Raw genomic sequence first — 19,582 nt, 5'->3', positions numbered from 1 at the left:
TACTTCATGAACGTTTTCATTCAAATTATCGAACATCTGGGCAACCTTTTATGCATGATTTTCTTGGTCAGAATTTTACTGCAACTGGCGCGCGCTGACTTTAACAACCCTTTAGCGCAGTTGATCCATAAATTTACTTATCCCATATTAAATCCTTTGCGCTCGCTTATTCCCGATTTAGGCAAATTTAATCTAACCGCTTTGATTATTGCGCTCGTCATTCTAACTTTGAAGTTTTTTGTTATCAGTTCCATGTTAGGGCAACCTTTGAGTGCTAAGTATTATCTAGTCACGGTGTTACTGGGTTTTCCTGCTTTTGCCGGCTTACTAGTCAATATTATTACCCTACTCACCGTTTTATTTATCGGCCTGATGTTGGCGAGTTTTTTATCCGGCGGCCAATATAATCCGGCCTATGCTTTTTTACATCAGGTCACTAATCCAGTACTACAACCTTTACGAAAAATCATTCCACCGATTGGAGGTGCGATAGATATCACGCCAATGATAGTGCTACTTGTGTTAATCTATTCACAAAGTTTTTTAGTTAATCTCGCGGCTAAATTTTTGGCCTGATGATTAACTCGATCACAAGGAGTTTGTTATGCGTTTAGCTTATACCTCTGTTGCAATGGTTATTGCGATTGTTACCAGCTTGTTTTCAACGGCCTTAACCGCCGAAGAAAAGCGGGTCGGTGATTACGTTATTTATTACAATGCTTTTAACAGCACATTTTTACAGCCGAACATTGCCAATTCATACAAGATCCCGCGCTCCGGCACTACCGGCGTGATCAACGTAGCCGTTCATCGGCACAACCCAACTAATACGCCCGATCCAATTAAAGCTAACATACAAGGTCGCGCCAAAAATAATTTGTCGCAATACGAAGATTTAGCTTTTCGCGAAATTCGTGAAGATAACGCCATCTACTACTTGGCAGATTTTCAATTTCGGCCTGAAGAAAATACTGAGTTGACTTTTAATATACGACTGCCAGGTGAAGCCAACCCCATTGAGTTAAAGCTGGATCAAAAATTCCATAAAGAATAATATTTTACTAGCTCGATAACACTGAACTCAAAAAGGTCGCTTACTCGCGACCTTTTTGCTTTATAATCACCTGTAAGAAGTATTTAAACCTTGTCTAAAGCTGTGAGTAAACCCATGCAAAAAATTGTGCTCGCCTCTAGTAATGCCAAAAAAGTTAAAGAGCTGACTGAGTTGTTAGCACCCTTTAATCATCAAATTATTCCGCAAACTGAGCTCGGGGTTGCGGATGTGCCGGAAACGGGCACCACTTTTGTTGAAAATGCCATTATCAAAGCGCGCCATGCGGCCGAAGTAACGGGTCTGCCCGCGATTGCTGATGATTCGGGAATTGAAGTGGACTTCTTAAAGGGTCAGCCAGGGATTTATTCCGCGCGCTTTGCCACTATGCATGGCATAAAAACCGACAATCCTGATCAAGCGAATAATGACTTGTTAGTGGAAAAACTTAAAGGCGTTGCCGCCGAAAAAAGAACTGGCCGCTATCAATGCATCTTAGTATTTATGCGCCACGCGCAAGATCCAACCCCTTTGATTTGCCACGGTAGTTGGCAAGGGCGAATTTTAGAAGCAGAAATCGGCAGTGGTGGTTTTGGATATGATCCCTTATTTTGGTGCCCCGAACATCAATGTGCCTCTGCTGAACTAACGCCTGAAGAAAAAGCTAACATTAGTCATCGCGGCAAAGCCTTGCGTGAGCTGATGGCGCAGCTACCCAAATATTTACCCGAAGCCTCATCAACCTAACTAACAATGCTAACCAATCCGCCACTTTCGCTTTATGTTCATCTTCCTTGGTGCATCAAGAAGTGCCCCTATTGCGACTTTAATTCCCACGGCATAAAACAAGGCCAACAGCTTAGCGATATTCCTGAGCAACAATATGTGGAGCGCTTGTTGGAAGATTTAGCACAGGAAGTACCCAAGGTTTGGGGGCGACGTCTGCACAGTATTTTTATTGGCGGCGGCACACCCAGTTTATTTTCCGCTGCAGCGATTGATCGACTGTTAAGCGGGATTCGCGCCTTGCTACCTTTTGAAGGCGAGATCGAAATTAGCATGGAAGCCAATCCCGGGACTTTTGAAGCTGAGAAATTTTTAGGCTTTCGCCAAGCTGGAGTCAACCGCTTATCCATCGGCGTGCAAAGCTTCAATGCCAAACATCTTGAGATCCTCGGTCGAGTGCATAACCCCGAGCAAGCCATAGCGGCCGCGGAATTTGCGCATCAGGCGGGCTTTAATTCTTTTAATCTAGATCTGATGCATGGCTTGCCACAACAAAGCTTGCAGCAAGCATTAGGCGATCTAAAAACCGCAATAGAGTTAAAACCACAACATATTTCCTGGTATCAGCTGACCTTAGAGCCAAATACCCTGTTTTATCAACAGCCGCCAAAATTACCGCAAGATGAAACCCTATGGGATATTCAAGAAGCAGGACAACAACTGCTTGCCGAGCAAGGCTTTAAACAATATGAAACCTCTGCTTATTCTACTGAGCTGAGTTCTCAATCCAAACACAACCTTAACTATTGGCAGTTCGGCGACTATTTAGGTATCGGTGCCGGTGCGCATGGCAAAATAACTCGGCTGGATCTTAATCTTATTCAGCGCACCACTAAAAAGCGCCATCCCAAAGACTATTTACAACAGGATTGGGCACAAGTAGCGCAAACCAGCATGATCCCTGAGCATGAAATTCCGTTTGAATTTATGTTGAACGCTTTGCGCCTAATTGAAGGGGTTCCGACGACTATTTACCCGCAAAGAACCGGACGCTTGTTAGCGGATATTCAACCAGAGATTGATCGAGCCGTTGACGATGGCTTGCTTAAATCGCGCGCAGGCTGGTTACAGGTTTCAGAAAAAGGCGGATTATTTTTAAACGAATTATTGCAACGTTTTATTCAAGAAAGTTCGCCGTTAGCCACGCCAAAAATTTCAATCCGCGAACTCTGAATTGGCAATCTTAGTCAGATTATTCTAAGCTAAATTTCTGTTTTGCTAGAAGAAGGAATTTTCTGATGTCACAAGTACAAGCTTTCGCGGCTCTTTCTGCTGGCGAATCTTTACAAGCTCATTCTTACCAACTTGGCCAGATCGGTGCCGAGGAAGTAACCATTAAAGTTGAGTATTGTGGGATCTGCCACTCCGATCTCAGCATGCTCAATAACGATTGGGGCATGAGCCAATATCCGCTGATCCCTGGCCATGAAGTGATTGGCGTGGTCAGCGAAGTCGGCGAATCCGTTAAAGGCGTTAAGGTTGGCGAGCGAGTTGGCTTAGGCTGGCTGGCGTCAAGTTGCATGCACTGCAATCCCTGTATGGATGGCGCCCATAACCTTTGTGCAAGCCAAGTAGGGACTATTACTGGCCGGCATGGTGGCTTTGCCGACACGGTCCGTTGTCATTGGGCTTGGGCTATTCCTATCCCCAAGGAGCTGGATCCTGCTAAAGCGGGGCCTTTGCTATGCGGCGGTATTACTGTGTTCAACCCGATTGTACAAATGGGGGTTAAGCCAACCGACAAGGTTGCGGTTATTGGAATTGGTGGACTGGGCCATCTAGCACTACAATTTCTGAATAAATGGGGCTGCGAAGTGACCGCTTTTAGCTCCTCACCTGACAAAGCCGAAGAGCTAAAAGCACTGGGCGCACACAGGGTTTTAAACTCGCGCGACTCAGAAGCTATGGCCCAGCATAACGGCAGTTACGACTTTATTTTAAACACCACCAATGTTTCGCTGGATTGGAACGCCTATCTGGATCTGTTAGCTGCCAAAGGAAAACTGCATACGGTTGGCGCTGTTTTAGAGCCTATGGCCATTCCCGCTTTTAGCCTGTTAAGCGGTCAAAAATCCGTCTCTGGTAGCCCGTTGGGCAGTCCGGCGCTGACTAAAACCATGCTAGAGTTTTGCGCTCGCCACCAAATTTCGCCCATGACCGAAGAGTTTGCCTTGCCAGACGTTAATCAAGCAATTGACCACCTTAAAGCAGGCAAAGCGCGTTATCGGGTGGTACTTAAAGTCTAGTTTTTATCATAAGGAGTTCTATGCCAACTATTTATCATAGAGTAGGAATCAAAACCTCGGCGGAAAAGCTGTTCCAAGCGCTAACCACGGATCAGGGCTTAAGCCAGTGGTGGACTCACGAAACTTCTGGCGCCGATGCTGGGGTACGCTCGATTATCGACTTCAAGTTTAACGACAGCCTCGTCCAGTTTCGGGTCAAAGAGCAAATCGAAAATAAAAAAGTGGTCTGGTTGCATTATGGCGAAATGCCACCAGAATGGTCTGGGACGGAAATTTCTTTTGGCTTCGAGGTTACCGATCAGCAAATTTTATTGCATATGAAACACAGCAACTGGCAAGAAGCTTCGCCATTTTTCGCGCACTGTAATTTAAAGTGGGCGGTATTCTTGCTAAGCCTTAAAGACTATTTAGAAACAGGCCAAGGCAAACCGTTTCCCAATGATGTGGCTATCGATCATAGCTAGTACCATAGCCATTGTTAACATAAGGAACTATTAAGCTCCTATTCAGTCTCACTAGCTTATGATTTAGCTACCGTATCAGGTAATTCTTTATACATCATTTAAACTCAAACGCCCTATCCAAATACAGCTTGATGGGATAGTGGCGCTATTCATTTGATAAATAGGTTAGAGATTATGCAATTATCCAAAATATTCGTAGCGGCAACCCTTTGTAGCGGTTTGCTCGCATGTACTTCCAATCTGGACAATGGTGAGAATATGAGCAATAGCAGCAGTCAAACTGGAATTGATAAAGTCGCCCAGCATCAGGTTAGCGGCGAGCTGCTCTATCGCGAAAGAATGATGGCACCAGCAGGTAGCAAGCTTATTATCAGAGTCGAGGATGTTTCGATTGCCGATAAAGCATCTGAATTAATTAGCAGCAAAGAAATTGTCTTGGGACAAACCCAACTGCCCTATAAACTCGACTTTTCTTTTGCTCAAAATCTATTAGAGTCGGGGCGTAGCTACTCGCTAAGAGCAGTTATCAGAAGTAGCGATGGTGACTTATTATGGACCAGTACCACACACAACCCGATCAATGTCGAACAAGCCAATAGCCGGCTAGGAACTATCGTGCTGCAAAGAACTTCGGCTGCGATATCTCAGCCTGACTCAAAGCGTCAACCGCTACTAGAAAAAGACTGGATAGTGGAAGATATTGATAATAAAGGAATTATTGATAACTCTCGGCTAAGCCTAAGGTTTGATCATTCAGGGCGTGTTTCAGGTATCGCCTCTTGCAATAACTACAGCGCAACCTACCAAATTGATAATTCAATGCTGACCATCAAACCGGCCATGAGCACCAAAAAAGCCTGTATGTCCGAAGCGCTGATGAACCAAGAATATCGTTTTTTAAGCCTACTCAATAAGATTGAAAGCTACCAATTCGATCCAACAGGTGCCTTGATTTTAACCGCAGGCGATGGCTCGACTATAAAGGCAAGAATGCAATAGTTACCAAGACTAGTATCCAACCTTCCCGTAGTTTTAAGTCGACCTTAAAACTGCGGAGTTAAATATCTTATTGATTCGAAAATTCCTTCCAGCAAAAAAATTGACATAAATTACTTTAACTATAAAATCTTTAGTGTAGTTGAAGGCATATAAAAAAATTTAAACAAAAGTATAAAAACAAGGAGCTATAAATGACTGAATCAAATCAAGAATCTGTTTTTTTAAATGAAGATGGAGTAAGAGTAACTAATGCCCGCTTTATTTTACCAAAACAAACCTTTGCAATGAGCGGCATCACTTCCGTTCAATCTAGTGAAGAAAAACCATCAAGGGTGGGGCCAATTGTTTTTATCATAATTGGTGTTCTATTATTTTCTGGTAAAGGAGATCTAATTGCTGGGGGAATAATATGCCTTGTATTAGGTATAGGCTGGTTTTTCCTACAAAAACCCACATTTCATGTTCTACTTTAAACAGCTTCAGGAGAAGCAAAAGCATTAAGCAGTGAAGATAATACTTGGATAAACAAGGTTGTTCATGCTTTAAATGAAGCTATAATTGATCGAGGATAATATCGTCCTTCAGCTACATTAAATAATTAAGATGTTTTTATTCAGAACGAGTCGCTTTTGATTTTTAATAAGCGGAGCTACTAACTAGGTAATGACCGAATTAAAAATCAAAAGTAACAAAGTTATGGAGAAAATAGGTAATTATTTAGCGACAAAGTGAAGATCCCAAACCCCATGCCCTAATCTGTGTCCTCGCTGTTCGAACTTGGTCAGCGGCCTTGAATCTGGTCTAGGTACATAGTCGCCAGTCTTAGAAAGATTTTCGAACTCTGGTAGCGGGTTAAGCACTTCGAGCATATGCTCTGCATAATTTTCCCAGTCGGTGGCAAGGTGCAAAATACCGCCTGTTTTTAGTTTTTTATGTAACTTTTGGCAAAACTCGGTTTGCACAATACGCCTTTTATGGTGCTTCTTTTTATGCCAAGGATCGGGGAAGAAGATTTGTATTTTATCCAGCGACTTATCCGCGATAGCATAGTCTATAATTTCCACTGCATCATGGTGGATCACGCGTAAATTCGTCAGCTCGTATTCTTCAGCAAGTAATAAACAAGCGCCAACTCCAGGTTTATGCACCTCAATCCCAACAAAATCTTTATCGCGCTCACAACTGGCTTGCTCGGCTAGCGATTTACCCATACCGAAGCCAATTTCTAGTACCTTCGCCGAACTTCTGCCGAAAACCTCTTCTAAATCATAAGCTTGGCGCTGAAATTCTAATCCTAGTTGCGGAAAAAGTTCATCCATAGCGCGCTGTTGTCCCTTGGTTAGGCGGCCTTCTCGCAGCACATAGCTACGGATCTTACGCACCCTTTTACCAATCGAGTTAATTTCAATATCGGCTTCAACCCCTTTGTCCTGACTCACCAGCTGCTACTCATGTGGATAAAATTGGCGCAATTCTATCATAGAGCCGTTGTGAGGTTCACGGTTTGACCGCTTTAAGCGATTGATTTCCTATAAAATCATTGCTTCCCCAACGATAAATCAGTAGAGTTTTAACTTCGACTGCGAAAAAAACAAACAATAACGAATGAACTCTATTTGTGGGGGTAGCTAAGGAATGCCATTTCCCGAATTGCCCAATTATCACGCACTTTTCGTGCTGATTCTGACAGTTATTGCGCTTTTCTTATTCCGCCGGGATGATATCCCGCTGGAAACTTCATGCGTTATCGTATTGCTGTTATTGACCATCGGTTTTACCTTAGCACCCTTCCATAACCACAATGGTCACCTAGAGCCGATGGAGTTTTTCACTGGCTTTGGCCACGAAGCTTTGATCGCAGTTTGCGCCTTGATGGTTGCTGGACAAGGATTGGTGCGCACTGGTGCTTTAGAACCCATTGGCCGCTTTTTAGGTCGTATTTGGAAGGCTTCACCGCTGTTTTCGCTCTTACTAACCTTATTAATTGCTGCGATTTTAAGCGCATTTGTCAACAATACGCCTATCGTTGTCCTACTTTTACCGATTTTAATCAGTGTTGCCCTGCGTGCGAATACCAGCCCATCAAGTCTGTTAATGCCGATGGGCTTTGCCACCTTAATTGGCGGTATGGCCACCACCATTGGTACTTCTACCAACTTATTAGTGGTTTCGGTAGCGGCCGATCTGGGTCTGGAAAAGTTTGGAATGTTCGACTTCTTCTTGCCAGCTTCATTAGCAGGGATTGTCGCTATTTTATATTTATGGCTAATAGCGCCACGAATTATTCCTGAACGCCAAGCCATCATGAAGGACACCTCGCCGCGAGTCTTTACCGCTCAGCTACACATTAGCGAGAGCAGCTGGGTCAATGGTAAAAGCCTAGCCGAAGCGATTAACAAAACCGAAGGTTTGATGAAGGTTGCACGGATCCAGCGTGGTTCTGGCGCGACCATTATTCCAATGCCTGATGCGAGAATAAAGGCTGGCGATAAACTAAGGGTGATTGATACTCCCGACAAACTCAAAGAGTATGAACAAGTTCTAGGCGCTAAACTCTTCAAACAAGGCCATTTGGTGGATGACGATCATCCGCTAACCGCAGAAAATCAGCAGCTTTCGGAACTGGTAGTAACCCCAGGTTCACCGCTTGCGGGCAAAACGCTCAAAGACGTAAGTTTCATGAACGAGTATGGATTGGTCGCTATCGCCTTACATCGTGCAGATAAAGTGGTTGATATGCACAATAAAGGATTGGGCAAAGTCACCTTGCACGTAGGCGATGTTCTGCTGATCCAAGGCGGGCAAAAAGAAATTGCCGAATTTAAAAAACGAGGCGAAATCCTGATCCTCGACGCCACCACCGATCTTCCCCGCTCCCACCGCGCACCAAGAGCCTTGTGGATCATGTTGGGGATCGTATTCTTCGCCGCAGTCGGCATTTTGCCCATTGCTATCAGTGCTTTAGCTGGCGCACTCTTGATGATCCTAACCCACTGCATTAGCTGGCGCGATGCGATGAATGCCCTGTCAGCGCAAGTGGTCTTGATCGTCGCATCCAGTTTAGCGTTGGGTATCGCCATGACCGAAACCGATGGCGCTCAATATATTGCGGAAATCTTTGTCTGGGCAACTGACGGCACCCCACCGATGATTATTCTTAGTGGTTTAATGTTGCTGCTAGCGCTTTTGACCAATGTGGTTTCCAATAATGCCGCGGCGGTAATTGGCACCCCTATTGCGATCAGCGTTGCAACCCAATTGAACCTACCGCCAGAGCCATTCGTGATTGCAGTTTTATTCGGCGCTAATATGAGCTTCGCCACGCCAATGGCTTATAAAACCAACCTATTAGTTATGAATGCCGGCGGCTATAAATTTTCTGACTTTATTAAAGTCGGGGTGCCATTGGTGATCTTAATGTGGATCAGCCTGAGCATTATTCTGCCGATCCTCTACGGCTTCTAGTTAGGCTCTACGCTAAAAAGTAACTATGACAAGGGCTTGGTCAGAAGTAGAGTTCGCACAAAAAGTAATTGCTTACTACCATCAAAGTGGCCGAAAAGATTTGCCTTGGCAAAATACTCAAGATCCCTATCGGATCTGGCTGTCTGAAATTATGCTGCAGCAAACCCAAGTCAAAACGGTTATTCCTTATTATCAAAAATTCCTCCAAGCCTTTCCTAGCGTGTTAGATTTGGCCAATGCCGAACAAGATCAGGTTTTGCATTTATGGAGCGGGCTCGGTTATTACAGCCGAGCTCGCAATTTGCACAAAGCGGCAAAAATGATTCGGGATGAATTTGCTGGTCAGTTTCCGGAAAACCAAGCCGAGCTAGAAAGCCTACCTGGGATTGGCCGCTCCACCGCAGGCGCTATCGCGGCTTTTGCTTTTAACAAGCCAAGCGCAATTTTAGATGGCAACGTCAAGCGAGTGCTAGCGCGCTGCTTCGCCATCGAAGGTTGGTATGGACAAACTACAGTACTAAACCAACTGTGGGAATTATCGGAAAAATTGACCCCGAATCAAGAAACAGCTGGCTACAATCAAGCCATGATGGATTTGGGGGCGCTGGTGTGCAAACGTAGCAAGCCGTTATGCCAAGAGTGCCCCTTAACCGCACATTGCCTTGCTTTTCAGCAAGATCGCGTTTCCGAACTGCCACATAAAAAGCCCAAAAAAGCACGCCCTGCTAAAAGTGTTTATTGGTTAATTTATCTCGATAAACAACGGATTTTATTACAAAAAAGACCGCCCTCGGGTATTTGGGGCGGGCTCTGGTCCCTGCCGGAAGTTGAAAGGACTGAAGCGGTAAAGCAGAACTACAGCAGTGCGCGACGATTGCCAGAAATTTTGCATAAATTTAGCCATTATGATCTGCATATCACCCCTCTATTGATGAACAAAACAATCGAAAAAACAATGCAACAAGAGCCTAATATGAGTATTATGGAGGCCGATTCCAGTGACTGGTATTCGCTAACCGAACCGTTGGAAGAACTAGCGATTGGGTTGCCGACACCAGTAACCAATTTACTCAAACAGCTAAAACAGACTCTCGAATAACATGACCGACACCGTTTTTTGTACCAAACTCCAAAAGGAAGCCCCAGCGCTAAGCTTTCAGCCCTATCCCGGCGAGCTCGGCGAGCGTATTATGAAAGAAATTTCGCAAGAAGCTTGGATGCTCTGGCTTAACCATCAAACCATGATGATCAACGAAAAACGCCTGAGTTTGATCGATCCCAAAGCGCAACAATACCTCGCGGAACAGATGGAATTATTCCTATTTGGTGGGGATTATGAAAAGCCTGAAGGCTATACCCCTAACGACCAGAGTCCGAGCTAGAAAATCCGCCAATAATTTTGTGTTTTTGGCAAAAAGGGGCTTGACTAAAAGCCTCACAATCGGTTTAATACGCGTCCATTGGCTTGGTAGCTCAGTTGGTAGAGCGGAGGATTGAAAATCCTTGTGTCGGCAGTTCAATTCTGCCCCGAGCCACCATTATTCACAAAGCCTGATTCGAAAGAGTCAGGCTTTTTTATGTCTAGGTACACCAGAAGTACACTCAAAACAGCACTTGGTTTTAGTTACAACTCTATACTTACTTTCCTCGACATCGAAAACGCTTTCTTTTCATCATAATAAGCGGCTTCGTTGATAAAGCTGATCGTACAGTCTTCGCCTTGATATACAACATCTTCTCCACTAAATAGCTTAAAAATCGGTTCGCCAGTTTTCAGCAAGCCAAAATCTCGATCTTGGATGTTTTGATGTACCATACCGATAATTTCGCCTTGTTCGTTTTGCGGCAAATAGGCTACGTCAAAATATTTGTAAATATCTACCGACGCTGATGGCTTAGGTAATTCATGCGAATTGTATAGCTCAATAAATTCTATAATAAAGCCAACCGCGGCTTCCGTTTTATCAAACACATCTTGCCTTAAGACCCCTTGCGGCGTTGCGCCCACCTCCACCAAAAGATGCTTTTCAGCAATGCTCATCAAAAAGTGGTGATCGGCAATATCTTCCCAAGTAATGATTACGCCTTCGAGTCGCTGTTGCACAAAATCCACCAATCTCAAATGAAACTCATCAATTTTAGTGAGCACCAAATTAATCCCCATCGGCGCGGTCGAGGTATGCAAATCCACAATAAAATCTGTCTTACTGTTTCCTTTGGGTCCTAATTGTTGGTTGATTTCTTTGGCGCGCAGATTTTCATAACCAGAAAGCTTATGATCAGCCAGATCGCTAAGTTTGAAGCAACGATTTAAGTCTCGATCCAAATACCGCTTTACTGCTTGATACGCTTTGGGATTGGCCAGCACATAGTCAATCGTCACAGCCGTTAGTTGCAATTGGTTTTGCAGTTTGTCGAGTAAATAGATGCCAGTAAATTCATTACCGTGCGTACCGCCAACCATCGCCATTCGTTTAATCATGCCTAACTCGCTGAATTTATTGCTTTTTCTATTGTTACATCTGCTAACAGTTTAGCGGATTTTGTTGCGTTTTATTAGTAGCGACTTGCTTTGATTTCAGTCTAGACTAAAGATAAGCAAGCAAATGGAGACTTTAATTGTCACTACTACTTAACATCATATGGTTACTGTTCGGCGGTATTTTTATATTTTTCGGCTATATCGCTGGCGGCATCGCCCTGTGTTTTACCATCGTTGGCATTCCTTGGGGAGTGCAATGTTTCAAACTCGCGATCTTTTCCATCTTCCCATTCGGCCAAGAAACTCGTATGAGCGGCCAGCAACCCATGAGCGGTGTGATCAATGTATTGCTTAATATTGTTTGGCTGATCTTTGGTGGTGTTTTTGTGGTCATCAACCACCTTTTCTGGGGGCTATTCCTTTGCCTGACCATCATCGGTATTCCGTTTGGACTACAACATTTCAAAATGGTCAAACTCGGAATATGGCCGTTTGGTGCGGTGATTGTCTCTAAAGACGACTCCCGCCAATTGGCAACCGCATAACGGTTAACAACAAGGCAAAGGTAAAATTTATTGCAATCTGCTAGTAAGCGCGACTAATTCCATAATTTCGCCACATTCTTTTGTTATCATCGCGATTTTAAATCTATGGAATAGCAGTAATGAGCAATAAATTATCACCACTTGGCGGATTTTTTATAGGCCTTGGCCTAGTCGTAGCAGGCTTTTTATTGGCAAAAGCCTTGATCGATTTTAAACAGATGGAGCGCACCGTAACCGCCAAAGGTTTAGCAGAGCAAGAAGTTGTGGCCGACACCGCGATTTTCCCAATCCGCTTTAGCAGCGGCAGCAATCAACTCAGCGATCTTCATCAAACTTTAAAGCAACAAAGCAACATCATTCAGGACTTTCTGCTAGCGCAAGGTTTTAGCAAAGAAGAAATCACTACTGGCGCCCCGACTATCGTCGATAAGCAAGCGCAACAATATGGTGGCGCGCAACAGGGCTTCCGTTACACCGCAACTGCCACCATCAACGTTTACACCAAGAGTGTCGACAAGGTGGTGAATGCCAGAAAAAAATTATTAGATCTAACCTCAAAAGGCATTGTGATTGCTGGTAATGACTATCAAGCGCGGGTTGAGTTTATATTCACAAAGCTTAACGATTTAAAACCCAAAATGATTGAGCAGGCGACTAATAATGCGCGCCAAGTGGCACAAAAATTTGCCCAAGATTCAAACAGCACTCTAGGCAAGTTGCGCAAAGCGCGCCAAGGGCAATTTAGCATTAGCGATCGCGATTCTAATACGCCCCATATTAAAAAAATTCGTATCGTTTCGACCTTAGAATATTATCTAGCGGACTAATCCACCAATACATTTCCTGTGTAAATAGGCGCTGTATTTAGCAGTGCCTTTTTTTCGTCATAATTTGGCATAATGCTCCAGTTTCTAAGCCGTAAAATGCTTAGATCATAGGTTGTAATAACTGCATCTGATTAGATCGCTAGGAGCAGTTATGAAAACCTTTTTCACCGCCTTACTACTCAACCTTTGTTTTATACCAAGCCTTTTCGCCTTAGGCAAAAGCCGCCATGACAAGGACGACTATTCGCAAATTTCTTATCGCTCGCTTGAAAGCGGTTACCAACAGGAACAGCTACCCCTATCTACCGATATCTCGGTAGAGATTAATGGAGTCGTAGCGCGCACCCAAGTAATCCAAACCTTTTCCAATCAAACTGGCGAATGGTTAGAGGGCGTTTATAAGTTTCCTTTGCCGGAAAATGCAGTGGTGGATACGTTAAAAATGATTATTGGTGAGCAAGTTATTGAAGGTGAAATTCAAGAAAAACAGCAAGCTGAGGCGACTTACCAAAAAGCAAAATTAGAAGGTAAAAAGGCCAGTTTGGTACGCCAAGAAAGGCCAAACCTGTTTACTACCAAACTCGCCAATATTGCACCTTATGAAACCATTAAAATTCACATCGAATTTCAGCAATTGATCCATATTGACGACACCGAATTTAGCTTCAAGATACCGCTAGGGATCACTCCGCGCTATCAACCCCAGCAAGCTACTGTAACTAATCGATCAATTGATCCTGAATCGCCATTAAAAACTAACATAGCAGGCTCGCAACCGCTTTCGCCTCAAGTCTCACAATTTAATATGGGCAACCCACCGGATCGGCCAGTTAACTTTACCATTAACCTTAATGCTGGCTTCGAGTTAGCAAAACTTGATAGCCCACACCATTCGATTAAAACCGAACAAAAATCCAATCAGCTACAAATTAAGCTTGATAATAGCATACAGGCTGAGCGCGATTTTATTCTGAAATGGCAACCTAAGTTAGGACAAGAACCACAAGCAACACTACTCACAGAAACTTTAGCTGACTATCAATATCATCTTTTAGTGTTAGTACCGCCGGCACAACAGTTACTCACCGAAAACATTCAGCCGCGAGAAATGATTTTTGTGGTGGACTCTTCCGGCTCTATGTCTGGCCAATCGATGCAACAAGCCAAAGCCGGCTTAGAGTTTGCGCTACGCCAGCTCAATCCGGGCGACAGTTTTAACATTATTGATTTTGATAGTAACGCCAGAAAATTATTTTCACAGGCGCAAGAATTTAGCGATCAATCAGTGCAAGACGCGCTCACTTTCATCAATAGCTTGCAACCAGAAGGTGGTACTGAGATTGCTAAAGCGGTCGATCTAGCACTAACCAAACCTAACAGCGAAAAGTTGCGCCAGATTATTTTCCTGACCGACGGCAGTATTGGTAATGAGCAGCAGGTTTTTTCATTGATTCATAATCGATTGGGCAATAACCGCCTATTCACCATTGGCATTGGCGCGGCTCCTAACAGTTACTTTATGAGCAAAGCCGCTGAATATGGCCGCGGCACCTTTACCTATATCAGTAGTATCAGCAAAGTCGAACAGCAACTGCAAAAATTGTTTAGCAAGCTGCGTTATCCGGTATTGAGTAACCTTTCGCTGAATCAAGGCGTGTTACAAGATATCGAATTACAACCTAAATATCTGCGTGACTTGTATTTAGGCGAACCGCTTTATGCCAGCTATCGTACGCCCGTGGGCACTAATTTCACGATGGAGCTTAGCGGCGAAACTTCAGGCAGACAATGGCAATCGAGCTTGCCCAAGAGTACTAAAAGTAACAACGCAGGCGTTGCCAAACTGTGGGCACGCATGAAGATCGCTTCGCTAAAAAATGAAATGGTTTATGACTATCAACAAAGCGATACCATTAAACAGCAAATCCTAAATACTGCTCTAGACTTTCATCTGGTCAGCGACTACACCAGTCTAGTAGCAGTGGATAAAACGCCACATGATGTCGCGGAAAAACTTAAACAAATTCAAATGAAAAATCGCCTTGCCGCGGGTTGGCAAAAACCTAATCAAAAAACACACGGCTATCCGCAAGGCGGTACGCTTGCCAATATCAGCCTAGCAATTGGCGCCTTGAGCTTACTATTGGCTTTAGTCTACTGGTTAGTTTGGCTATTTCGCACGCCACATCCTTGCACTCTTATCAAACAAGGCTTGCAACAAGCTCAAGGGAAAACTGCATGAAATTTTTCCAAAAAAAATACGCTGTGTTTTTTATTCTCCTGACCATTAGCTTAGCCGCTTTTGGTCAAGCCGCCTATATCAAAAGCAAAGCCATATTTGCTCAATATTTGCTGCAAAGCGCGTGGCAAAAAACCTTAGATTATGACAAACCCCACAAACCTTGGTCATGGGCGGATACCTATCCGATAGCTAAACTCTTAGTACCCAGTCAACAAATCGAACAGATCGTTTTGTCCGGCGCTTCAGGACGTAATCTTGCTTTCGGACCAGGGTTGTTGCTCTCTAGCGATTCGCCAGAAAAAAACGGCTACACTATTATTGGCGGCCATCGGGATACTCATTTTGAGTTTTTACAACACCTAATCATTGATCAAGAAATTGTATTGCAAGATAAGCAAGGAAAGAAAAATCGCTATCAAATCACCGCCACTGAAATTCATAATATCGAGCAAGATTCGATGTTGGATAGAGGTGCTAATCAATTAACGCTTGTTACCTGCTATCCTTTTAATATGCTCGAAACAGGCGGACCATTACGATATTTAGTGCATGCGGAAAAACTTTAAGTTCAACCCTTTGCATCTCTTTGCCAACCCCCTTTTCAGTAAAGACTAAAATAATTTGTAAGCAATGTTATTTTCTTTCTAAGGTTACAAACTGATAGTTAAAAGGATTTTTTTCATCAGCTTTATATTCTTCTCGAGAAACTTCTTGCCACTCTAAGTGCGTCCAGTCCGGGAAGTGCGCATCGCCTTCGGTGTCTAGATCAATAAAAGTTAAATAGAGCTTGTCGGCTTGCTCGATCATTTGTTGGTAAATATTGGCGCCACCGATAATCATGATTTCATTAGCTTCGCCAACCGCAACTTTAGCCGCTTCTAGTCCTTGTTCGAGACTGGTAACCGTTAGGCATTGGTCGTTATAAAAATTGGAAGCGTAATTTGCATCGCGACTTATAATAATATTTTTACGCCCAGGCAAAACCATGCCAATCGATTCATGGGTTTTACGCCCCATTACCACTGGCTTACCCATAGTTACTGCCTTAAAGTGTTTTAGATCGGCAGGTAAATGCCAAGGCATTTGATTGCCTTTGCCAATTACACGATTGCTGGCCATAGCCACGATTAAGCTAATTTTAGGCATGTTTTTTCGTTCCTTGCTCTTTAGCTGCTGTTCGCTCAGGGCTGAGCTAAACGGCCACAGGCGCTTTAATGTGCGGATGAGACTCATAGCCAACAATCTCGAAATCTTCAAATTGGTAATCGAACAAGGAATCGGGCTTACGCTTTATTTCCAGTTTAGGTAAAGGCAAAGTTTCTCGCGACAGCTGCTCTTGAGCTTGCTCAAAATGGTTACTGTACAAATGGACGTCGCCACCTGACCAAATAAACTCACCCACATCCAATCCCGCCTGCTCCGCCATCATGTGCGTTAACAAGGCATAAGAAGCAATATTAAAAGGCACGCCTAAGAAAATATCAGCGCTGCGCTGATACAGCTGACAAGAAAGCTTGCCATTCGCCACATAAAACTGGAATAAAGAATGGCAAGGCGGCAGCGCCATTTCATCGGCCACCCCAGGATTGTAGGCCACCACCATTAAGCGGCGACTGTTAGGGTTGTTTTTAATTTGCTCTAACACATTCGAGATCTGATCGACGGTTGTGCCATCTGGCTTTTTCCAAGAACGCCATTGCTCGCCATAAACGGGACCCAAATCGCCATTTTCATCCGCCCACTCGTCCCAAATCCGAACACCATTATCTTTTAGGTATTTGATATTGGTATCACCATTTAGAAACCACAAAAGCTCATAAATAATAGAGCGCAAGTGCAATTTTTTGGTGGTAACCAAAGGAAAGCCTTGTTGCAGATCGAACCGCATCTGATGCCCAAACACGCTGCGAGTGCCCGTGCCAGTTCTATCGCCTTTATCTTCGCCATTGTCTAGAACATGGCGCATCATATCTAAATACTGTTTCATAATTTTTTGTCATCCCCATGTGACCAAAGGAAATCCCTTTAGGGAAAAATGGGAATCTCTATTCTTTACCTGTCTTTTCTTTAATTCCCGCCTGCGCGGGAATGACGAATATTATTTAGCGCTTTGTTTATAAGCACTGATAATTAAATATAAACCGAGCGCTACCATTGGTAGGCACAACAACTGCCCCCGAGTGATGATCTCGCTTACCGCAGCTAGATGCGAATCCGGCTCGCGGAAATACTCTATCACAAATCTAAAGCCGCCGTAGCCTAATAAAAACACGCCGGATACGGCTTTGGTCGGGCGCGGCTTGGCCGAGTAGAGCCATAAAATAATAAACAGCACCAACCCCTCAAAAAAGGCTTCGTAGAGCTGCGAAGGATGGCGAATTAAACCTTCTGAATCCGCCGGAAAGCGCATCCCTAAAAAGAAATCGGCACTGGCTTCGCGCCCCCACAGCTCGCCATTAATAAAATTACCTAGACGACCAAATAATAAGCCGAGTGGTGCTAATGGAGCAATAAAATCGCCCACTTGCCAAAAGCGCATTTGGTTTTTGCGGGCGAAATAGAAAACTGCCCCCAAGACTCCCAGTAAACCACCATGGAAGGACATACCGCCTTCGGTTATTTTAAACAAATACCAGAAATCTTGTTGCCACAGATCCATATGATAAAACAACACATAGCCTAAGCGACCACCAATAATGACCCCTAAAAAGGCGTAAAACAGAAAGTCGGCGACCATATCTTTGGTCCAGCCTGAATTCGCTTGTTTAGCGCGATAGTTGCCCAGAAGCCAAGCGGTGATAAAACCCAACAAATACATAAACCCGTACCAATGTAAGGATAGCGGGCCTATAGAAAAAATTACCGGATCAATTTGTGGAAAATCCATCAGTCTTTTTTAACACTCTCTTTAATGATGTTTATAGATTATTCATAATAATTTTTGCCCCAACCACCACCATCAGCAGTGCAAAAATACGCTTGATGATCAAGGTTGGCAACTTATGAGCTAAATAAGCTCCCAAAGGGGCGCTTAATATCGAGCCGAATGCAATCGCAAACACCGCCGGCAGATACACATAGCCCCAATGATATGGGGGCAAATTGCTAACTTGCCAGCCCAGCACAACATAGCCGATTGTCGCCATAATTGCTAGCGGCAAACCGCAAGCGGCCGCAGTTCCGATGGCCATGACCAGTTTTTCTTTATGATACAACAAATAGGGCACCACCACCGAGCCACCGCCAATACCCAACAATGAGGAGATCGCGCCCATGCCCAGCCCAGCAGGCGCAGCATTGACAGCATTCAGCTTTAGGCCCTTGGCAGTAGGTTGCTTGCCAACCACCATTTGCAACCCCATCAGAACAGCCGCGACGCCAAAGATCCGCCCTAGCCATAGGGTATCGATCAAGTTAGCAATATAGGCGCCTAGTAAGCCGCCTGCAGCAATCGCAGGAACCAGCAGTTTTAGCAAAGATATTGAAACTGAACCACGCTGGTGATGAGCATAAGCTGAGGAAATAGCGGTAAAACAAATGGTAGCCATTGAAGTGGCCAAGGCCATGTGCATCAAATGCTCAGCTGGCACACCAATTGTCGGTAACAGCCAAATCATCGCTGGCACTATCACCAAGCCGCCACCAATCCCGAGCAGCCCCGCTAAGATGCCATTGAATAAGCCAAGGGCGATAAGCAAAATAATAAAGTGCCATTCCAAAAGCATGTTAGTATTGTGTCTGTCGTTTTGTAATAGATTTCAGTAAATCGTTTAGTAAAAGTGCTGGTTGTGATGATAATTGGCAAGCCGCCGCCTACTCTAGCAAGAACCAGCGCAAAGGAAAACCATGCGCCAATATAGCGAAGCTTGCGAGCGAAACAAAGAGCCCATCCTTGAGGTTATCAAGCCCTATTTAAGCCACAGCAAAAAAGTGCTGGAAATCGGCTCTGGCACAGGCCAACATGCGGTGCATTTCGCCGCAGCATTGCCGCATTTAACTTGGCAAACCAGCGACTTACGAGCTAATCATGCCTCTATTATTGCCTGGATCGAACAAACCCAACTGCCAAATTTGCGTAAACCTTTTACTCTAGACGCCGCTCGACGTTATTGGGATATCGAGCCGGTCGATGCTATTTTTACCGCCAATACGGCCCATATTATGGCTTGGGATACGGTGAAAAGTATGTTTACTGGGATTGGCAAGAATCTTAAACCGGGTGGCCACTTTCTGCTTTATGGTCCTTTTAATGTCGGTGGCAACTACACTTCACCTTCCAACCAACAGTTTGATCAAAGTCTAAAAAAGCGTGATCCTGAATCTGCCATTCGGGACTATGAAGATATTCTAAGTCATGGCCGGTATAATGGCCTTAGCTTATTAGAGCGTCACCAAATGCCCGCGAACAATATGCTGCTGGTATTCCAAAAAACCATTTGAAAGCTGCAAGACCCTAATCAATAGACAAATTTATG

The 19,582-nt window shown here is 44.2% G+C and carries 22 protein-coding genes and 1 tRNA gene; 17 read left to right on the top strand and 6 right to left on the bottom strand.

Features of this window, described 5'->3' with window-relative positions:
* Positions 1 to 6: 6 nt before the first annotated feature.
* From NFS34_RS04790 to NFS34_RS04755, 8 genes are all read left to right on the top strand, one after another.
* Complete coding sequence (locus tag NFS34_RS04790) at positions 7 to 576, top strand: YggT family protein (protein WP_251358749.1); 570 nt, start codon at positions 7 to 9, stop codon at positions 574 to 576.
* Positions 577 to 604: 28 nt separating this feature from the next.
* A complete protein-coding gene (locus NFS34_RS04785) occupies positions 605 to 1,054 on the top strand; it encodes a DUF4426 domain-containing protein (RefSeq protein WP_251358748.1) in 450 nt (149 codons plus the stop codon).
* 114 nt (positions 1,055 to 1,168) lie between these two features.
* Positions 1,169 to 1,798: an RdgB/HAM1 family non-canonical purine NTP pyrophosphatase gene (rdgB, locus tag NFS34_RS04780; protein ID WP_251358747.1), complete on the top strand. Its 630-nt coding sequence runs from the start codon at positions 1,169 to 1,171 to the stop codon at positions 1,796 to 1,798.
* 6 nt (positions 1,799 to 1,804) lie between these two features.
* On the top strand, positions 1,805 to 3,010 hold the full coding sequence (gene hemW / locus NFS34_RS04775; protein WP_251358746.1) for a radical SAM family heme chaperone HemW: 1,206 nt from the start codon (positions 1,805 to 1,807) through the stop codon (positions 3,008 to 3,010).
* Between the two features lie 65 nt (positions 3,011 to 3,075).
* Positions 3,076 to 4,083, top strand: coding sequence for an NAD(P)-dependent alcohol dehydrogenase (locus NFS34_RS04770; RefSeq protein ID WP_251358745.1), 1,008 nt, complete (start codon positions 3,076 to 3,078; stop codon positions 4,081 to 4,083).
* A gap of 20 nt (positions 4,084 to 4,103) precedes the next feature.
* Entirely contained in the window at positions 4,104 to 4,547 is a 444-nt protein-coding gene (locus NFS34_RS04765; RefSeq protein ID WP_251358744.1) for an SRPBCC domain-containing protein, read from the top strand.
* 174 nt (positions 4,548 to 4,721) lie between these two features.
* Positions 4,722 to 5,546 (top strand): META domain-containing protein, encoded by an 825-nt coding sequence (locus NFS34_RS04760; protein WP_251358743.1) that lies wholly within the window; start codon positions 4,722 to 4,724, stop codon positions 5,544 to 5,546.
* Between the two features lie 191 nt (positions 5,547 to 5,737).
* Positions 5,738 to 6,019 carry a DUF6232 family protein gene (locus NFS34_RS04755; RefSeq protein ID WP_251358742.1) on the top strand — a complete coding sequence of 94 codons (282 nt, stop codon included), beginning with the start codon at positions 5,738 to 5,740 and terminating at the stop codon, positions 6,017 to 6,019.
* A gap of 240 nt (positions 6,020 to 6,259) precedes the next feature.
* On the opposite strand, the gene trmB is transcribed toward NFS34_RS04755, so the two are convergent.
* Positions 6,260 to 6,985: a tRNA (guanosine(46)-N7)-methyltransferase TrmB gene (gene trmB / locus NFS34_RS04750; RefSeq protein WP_251358741.1), complete on the bottom strand. Its 726-nt coding sequence runs from the start codon at positions 6,983 to 6,985 to the stop codon at positions 6,260 to 6,262.
* 196 nt (positions 6,986 to 7,181) lie between these two features.
* Between trmB and NFS34_RS04745 the strand changes: the two genes are divergently transcribed.
* The 4 genes from NFS34_RS04745 to NFS34_RS04730 all read left to right on the top strand — a co-directional run bounded on the left by NFS34_RS04745 (position 7,182) and on the right by NFS34_RS04730 (position 10,549).
* On the top strand, positions 7,182 to 9,011 hold the full coding sequence (locus NFS34_RS04745) for an SLC13 family permease (protein ID WP_251358740.1): 1,830 nt from the start codon (positions 7,182 to 7,184) through the stop codon (positions 9,009 to 9,011).
* 25 nt (positions 9,012 to 9,036) lie between these two features.
* Entirely contained in the window at positions 9,037 to 10,110 is a 1,074-nt protein-coding gene (gene mutY, locus NFS34_RS04740; protein ID WP_251358739.1) for an A/G-specific adenine glycosylase, read from the top strand.
* Between the two features lies 1 nt (position 10,111).
* Positions 10,112 to 10,393, top strand: coding sequence for an oxidative damage protection protein (locus NFS34_RS04735; RefSeq protein WP_251358738.1), 282 nt, complete (start codon positions 10,112 to 10,114; stop codon positions 10,391 to 10,393).
* An 80-nt stretch (positions 10,394 to 10,473) separates the two neighbouring features.
* Positions 10,474 to 10,549, top strand: a tRNA-Phe gene (locus NFS34_RS04730).
* 86 nt (positions 10,550 to 10,635) lie between these two features.
* On the opposite strand, the gene NFS34_RS04725 is transcribed toward NFS34_RS04730, so the two are convergent.
* Entirely contained in the window at positions 10,636 to 11,493 is an 858-nt protein-coding gene (locus tag NFS34_RS04725; protein ID WP_251358737.1) for an aspartoacylase, read from the bottom strand.
* Positions 11,494 to 11,630: 137 nt separating this feature from the next.
* On the opposite strand from NFS34_RS04725, the gene NFS34_RS04720 reads away from it, so the two are divergent.
* The 4 genes from NFS34_RS04720 to NFS34_RS04705 all read left to right on the top strand — a co-directional run bounded on the left by NFS34_RS04720 (position 11,631) and on the right by NFS34_RS04705 (position 15,673).
* A complete protein-coding gene (locus NFS34_RS04720; protein WP_251358736.1) occupies positions 11,631 to 12,038 on the top strand; it encodes a YccF domain-containing protein in 408 nt (135 codons plus the stop codon).
* Positions 12,039 to 12,157: 119 nt separating this feature from the next.
* Positions 12,158 to 12,865 carry an SIMPL domain-containing protein gene (locus NFS34_RS04715; protein WP_251358735.1) on the top strand — a complete coding sequence of 236 codons (708 nt, stop codon included), beginning with the start codon at positions 12,158 to 12,160 and terminating at the stop codon, positions 12,863 to 12,865.
* 151 nt (positions 12,866 to 13,016) lie between these two features.
* Complete coding sequence (locus tag NFS34_RS04710; protein WP_251358734.1) at positions 13,017 to 15,107, top strand: marine proteobacterial sortase target protein; 2,091 nt, start codon at positions 13,017 to 13,019, stop codon at positions 15,105 to 15,107.
* A complete protein-coding gene (locus NFS34_RS04705; RefSeq protein ID WP_251358733.1) occupies positions 15,104 to 15,673 on the top strand; it encodes a class GN sortase in 570 nt (189 codons plus the stop codon). Before NFS34_RS04710 ends, NFS34_RS04705 begins: the two co-directional genes overlap by 4 nt.
* A gap of 67 nt (positions 15,674 to 15,740) precedes the next feature.
* On the opposite strand, the gene folA is transcribed toward NFS34_RS04705, so the two are convergent.
* The 4 genes from folA to NFS34_RS04685 all read right to left on the bottom strand — a co-directional run bounded on the left by folA (position 15,741) and on the right by NFS34_RS04685 (position 18,832).
* Positions 15,741 to 16,253 (bottom strand): type 3 dihydrofolate reductase, encoded by a 513-nt coding sequence (gene folA, locus NFS34_RS04700; RefSeq protein ID WP_251358732.1) that lies wholly within the window; start codon positions 16,251 to 16,253, stop codon positions 15,741 to 15,743.
* Between the two features lie 46 nt (positions 16,254 to 16,299).
* The gene (locus tag NFS34_RS04695; RefSeq protein ID WP_251358731.1) at positions 16,300 to 17,094 is read right to left on the bottom strand and encodes a thymidylate synthase; all 795 of its coding nucleotides are present in this window, start codon (positions 17,092 to 17,094) and stop codon (positions 16,300 to 16,302) included.
* 111 nt (positions 17,095 to 17,205) lie between these two features.
* Complete coding sequence (gene lgt / locus NFS34_RS04690) at positions 17,206 to 17,994, bottom strand: prolipoprotein diacylglyceryl transferase (protein ID WP_376707932.1); 789 nt, start codon at positions 17,992 to 17,994, stop codon at positions 17,206 to 17,208.
* Between the two features lie 31 nt (positions 17,995 to 18,025).
* Positions 18,026 to 18,832: a sulfite exporter TauE/SafE family protein gene (locus tag NFS34_RS04685; RefSeq protein ID WP_251358730.1), complete on the bottom strand. Its 807-nt coding sequence runs from the start codon at positions 18,830 to 18,832 to the stop codon at positions 18,026 to 18,028.
* A 121-nt stretch (positions 18,833 to 18,953) separates the two neighbouring features.
* On the opposite strand from NFS34_RS04685, the gene NFS34_RS04680 reads away from it, so the two are divergent.
* The gene (locus NFS34_RS04680; RefSeq protein WP_251358729.1) at positions 18,954 to 19,547 is read left to right on the top strand and encodes a DUF938 domain-containing protein; all 594 of its coding nucleotides are present in this window, start codon (positions 18,954 to 18,956) and stop codon (positions 19,545 to 19,547) included.
* Positions 19,548 to 19,582 lie beyond the last annotated feature (35 nt).

Source organism: Kangiella sp. TOML190 (genome assembly GCF_023706045.1).
GTDB lineage: Bacteria > Pseudomonadota > Gammaproteobacteria > Enterobacterales > Kangiellaceae > Kangiella.
This window is presented reverse-complemented; position numbering and strand designations above follow the sequence as displayed.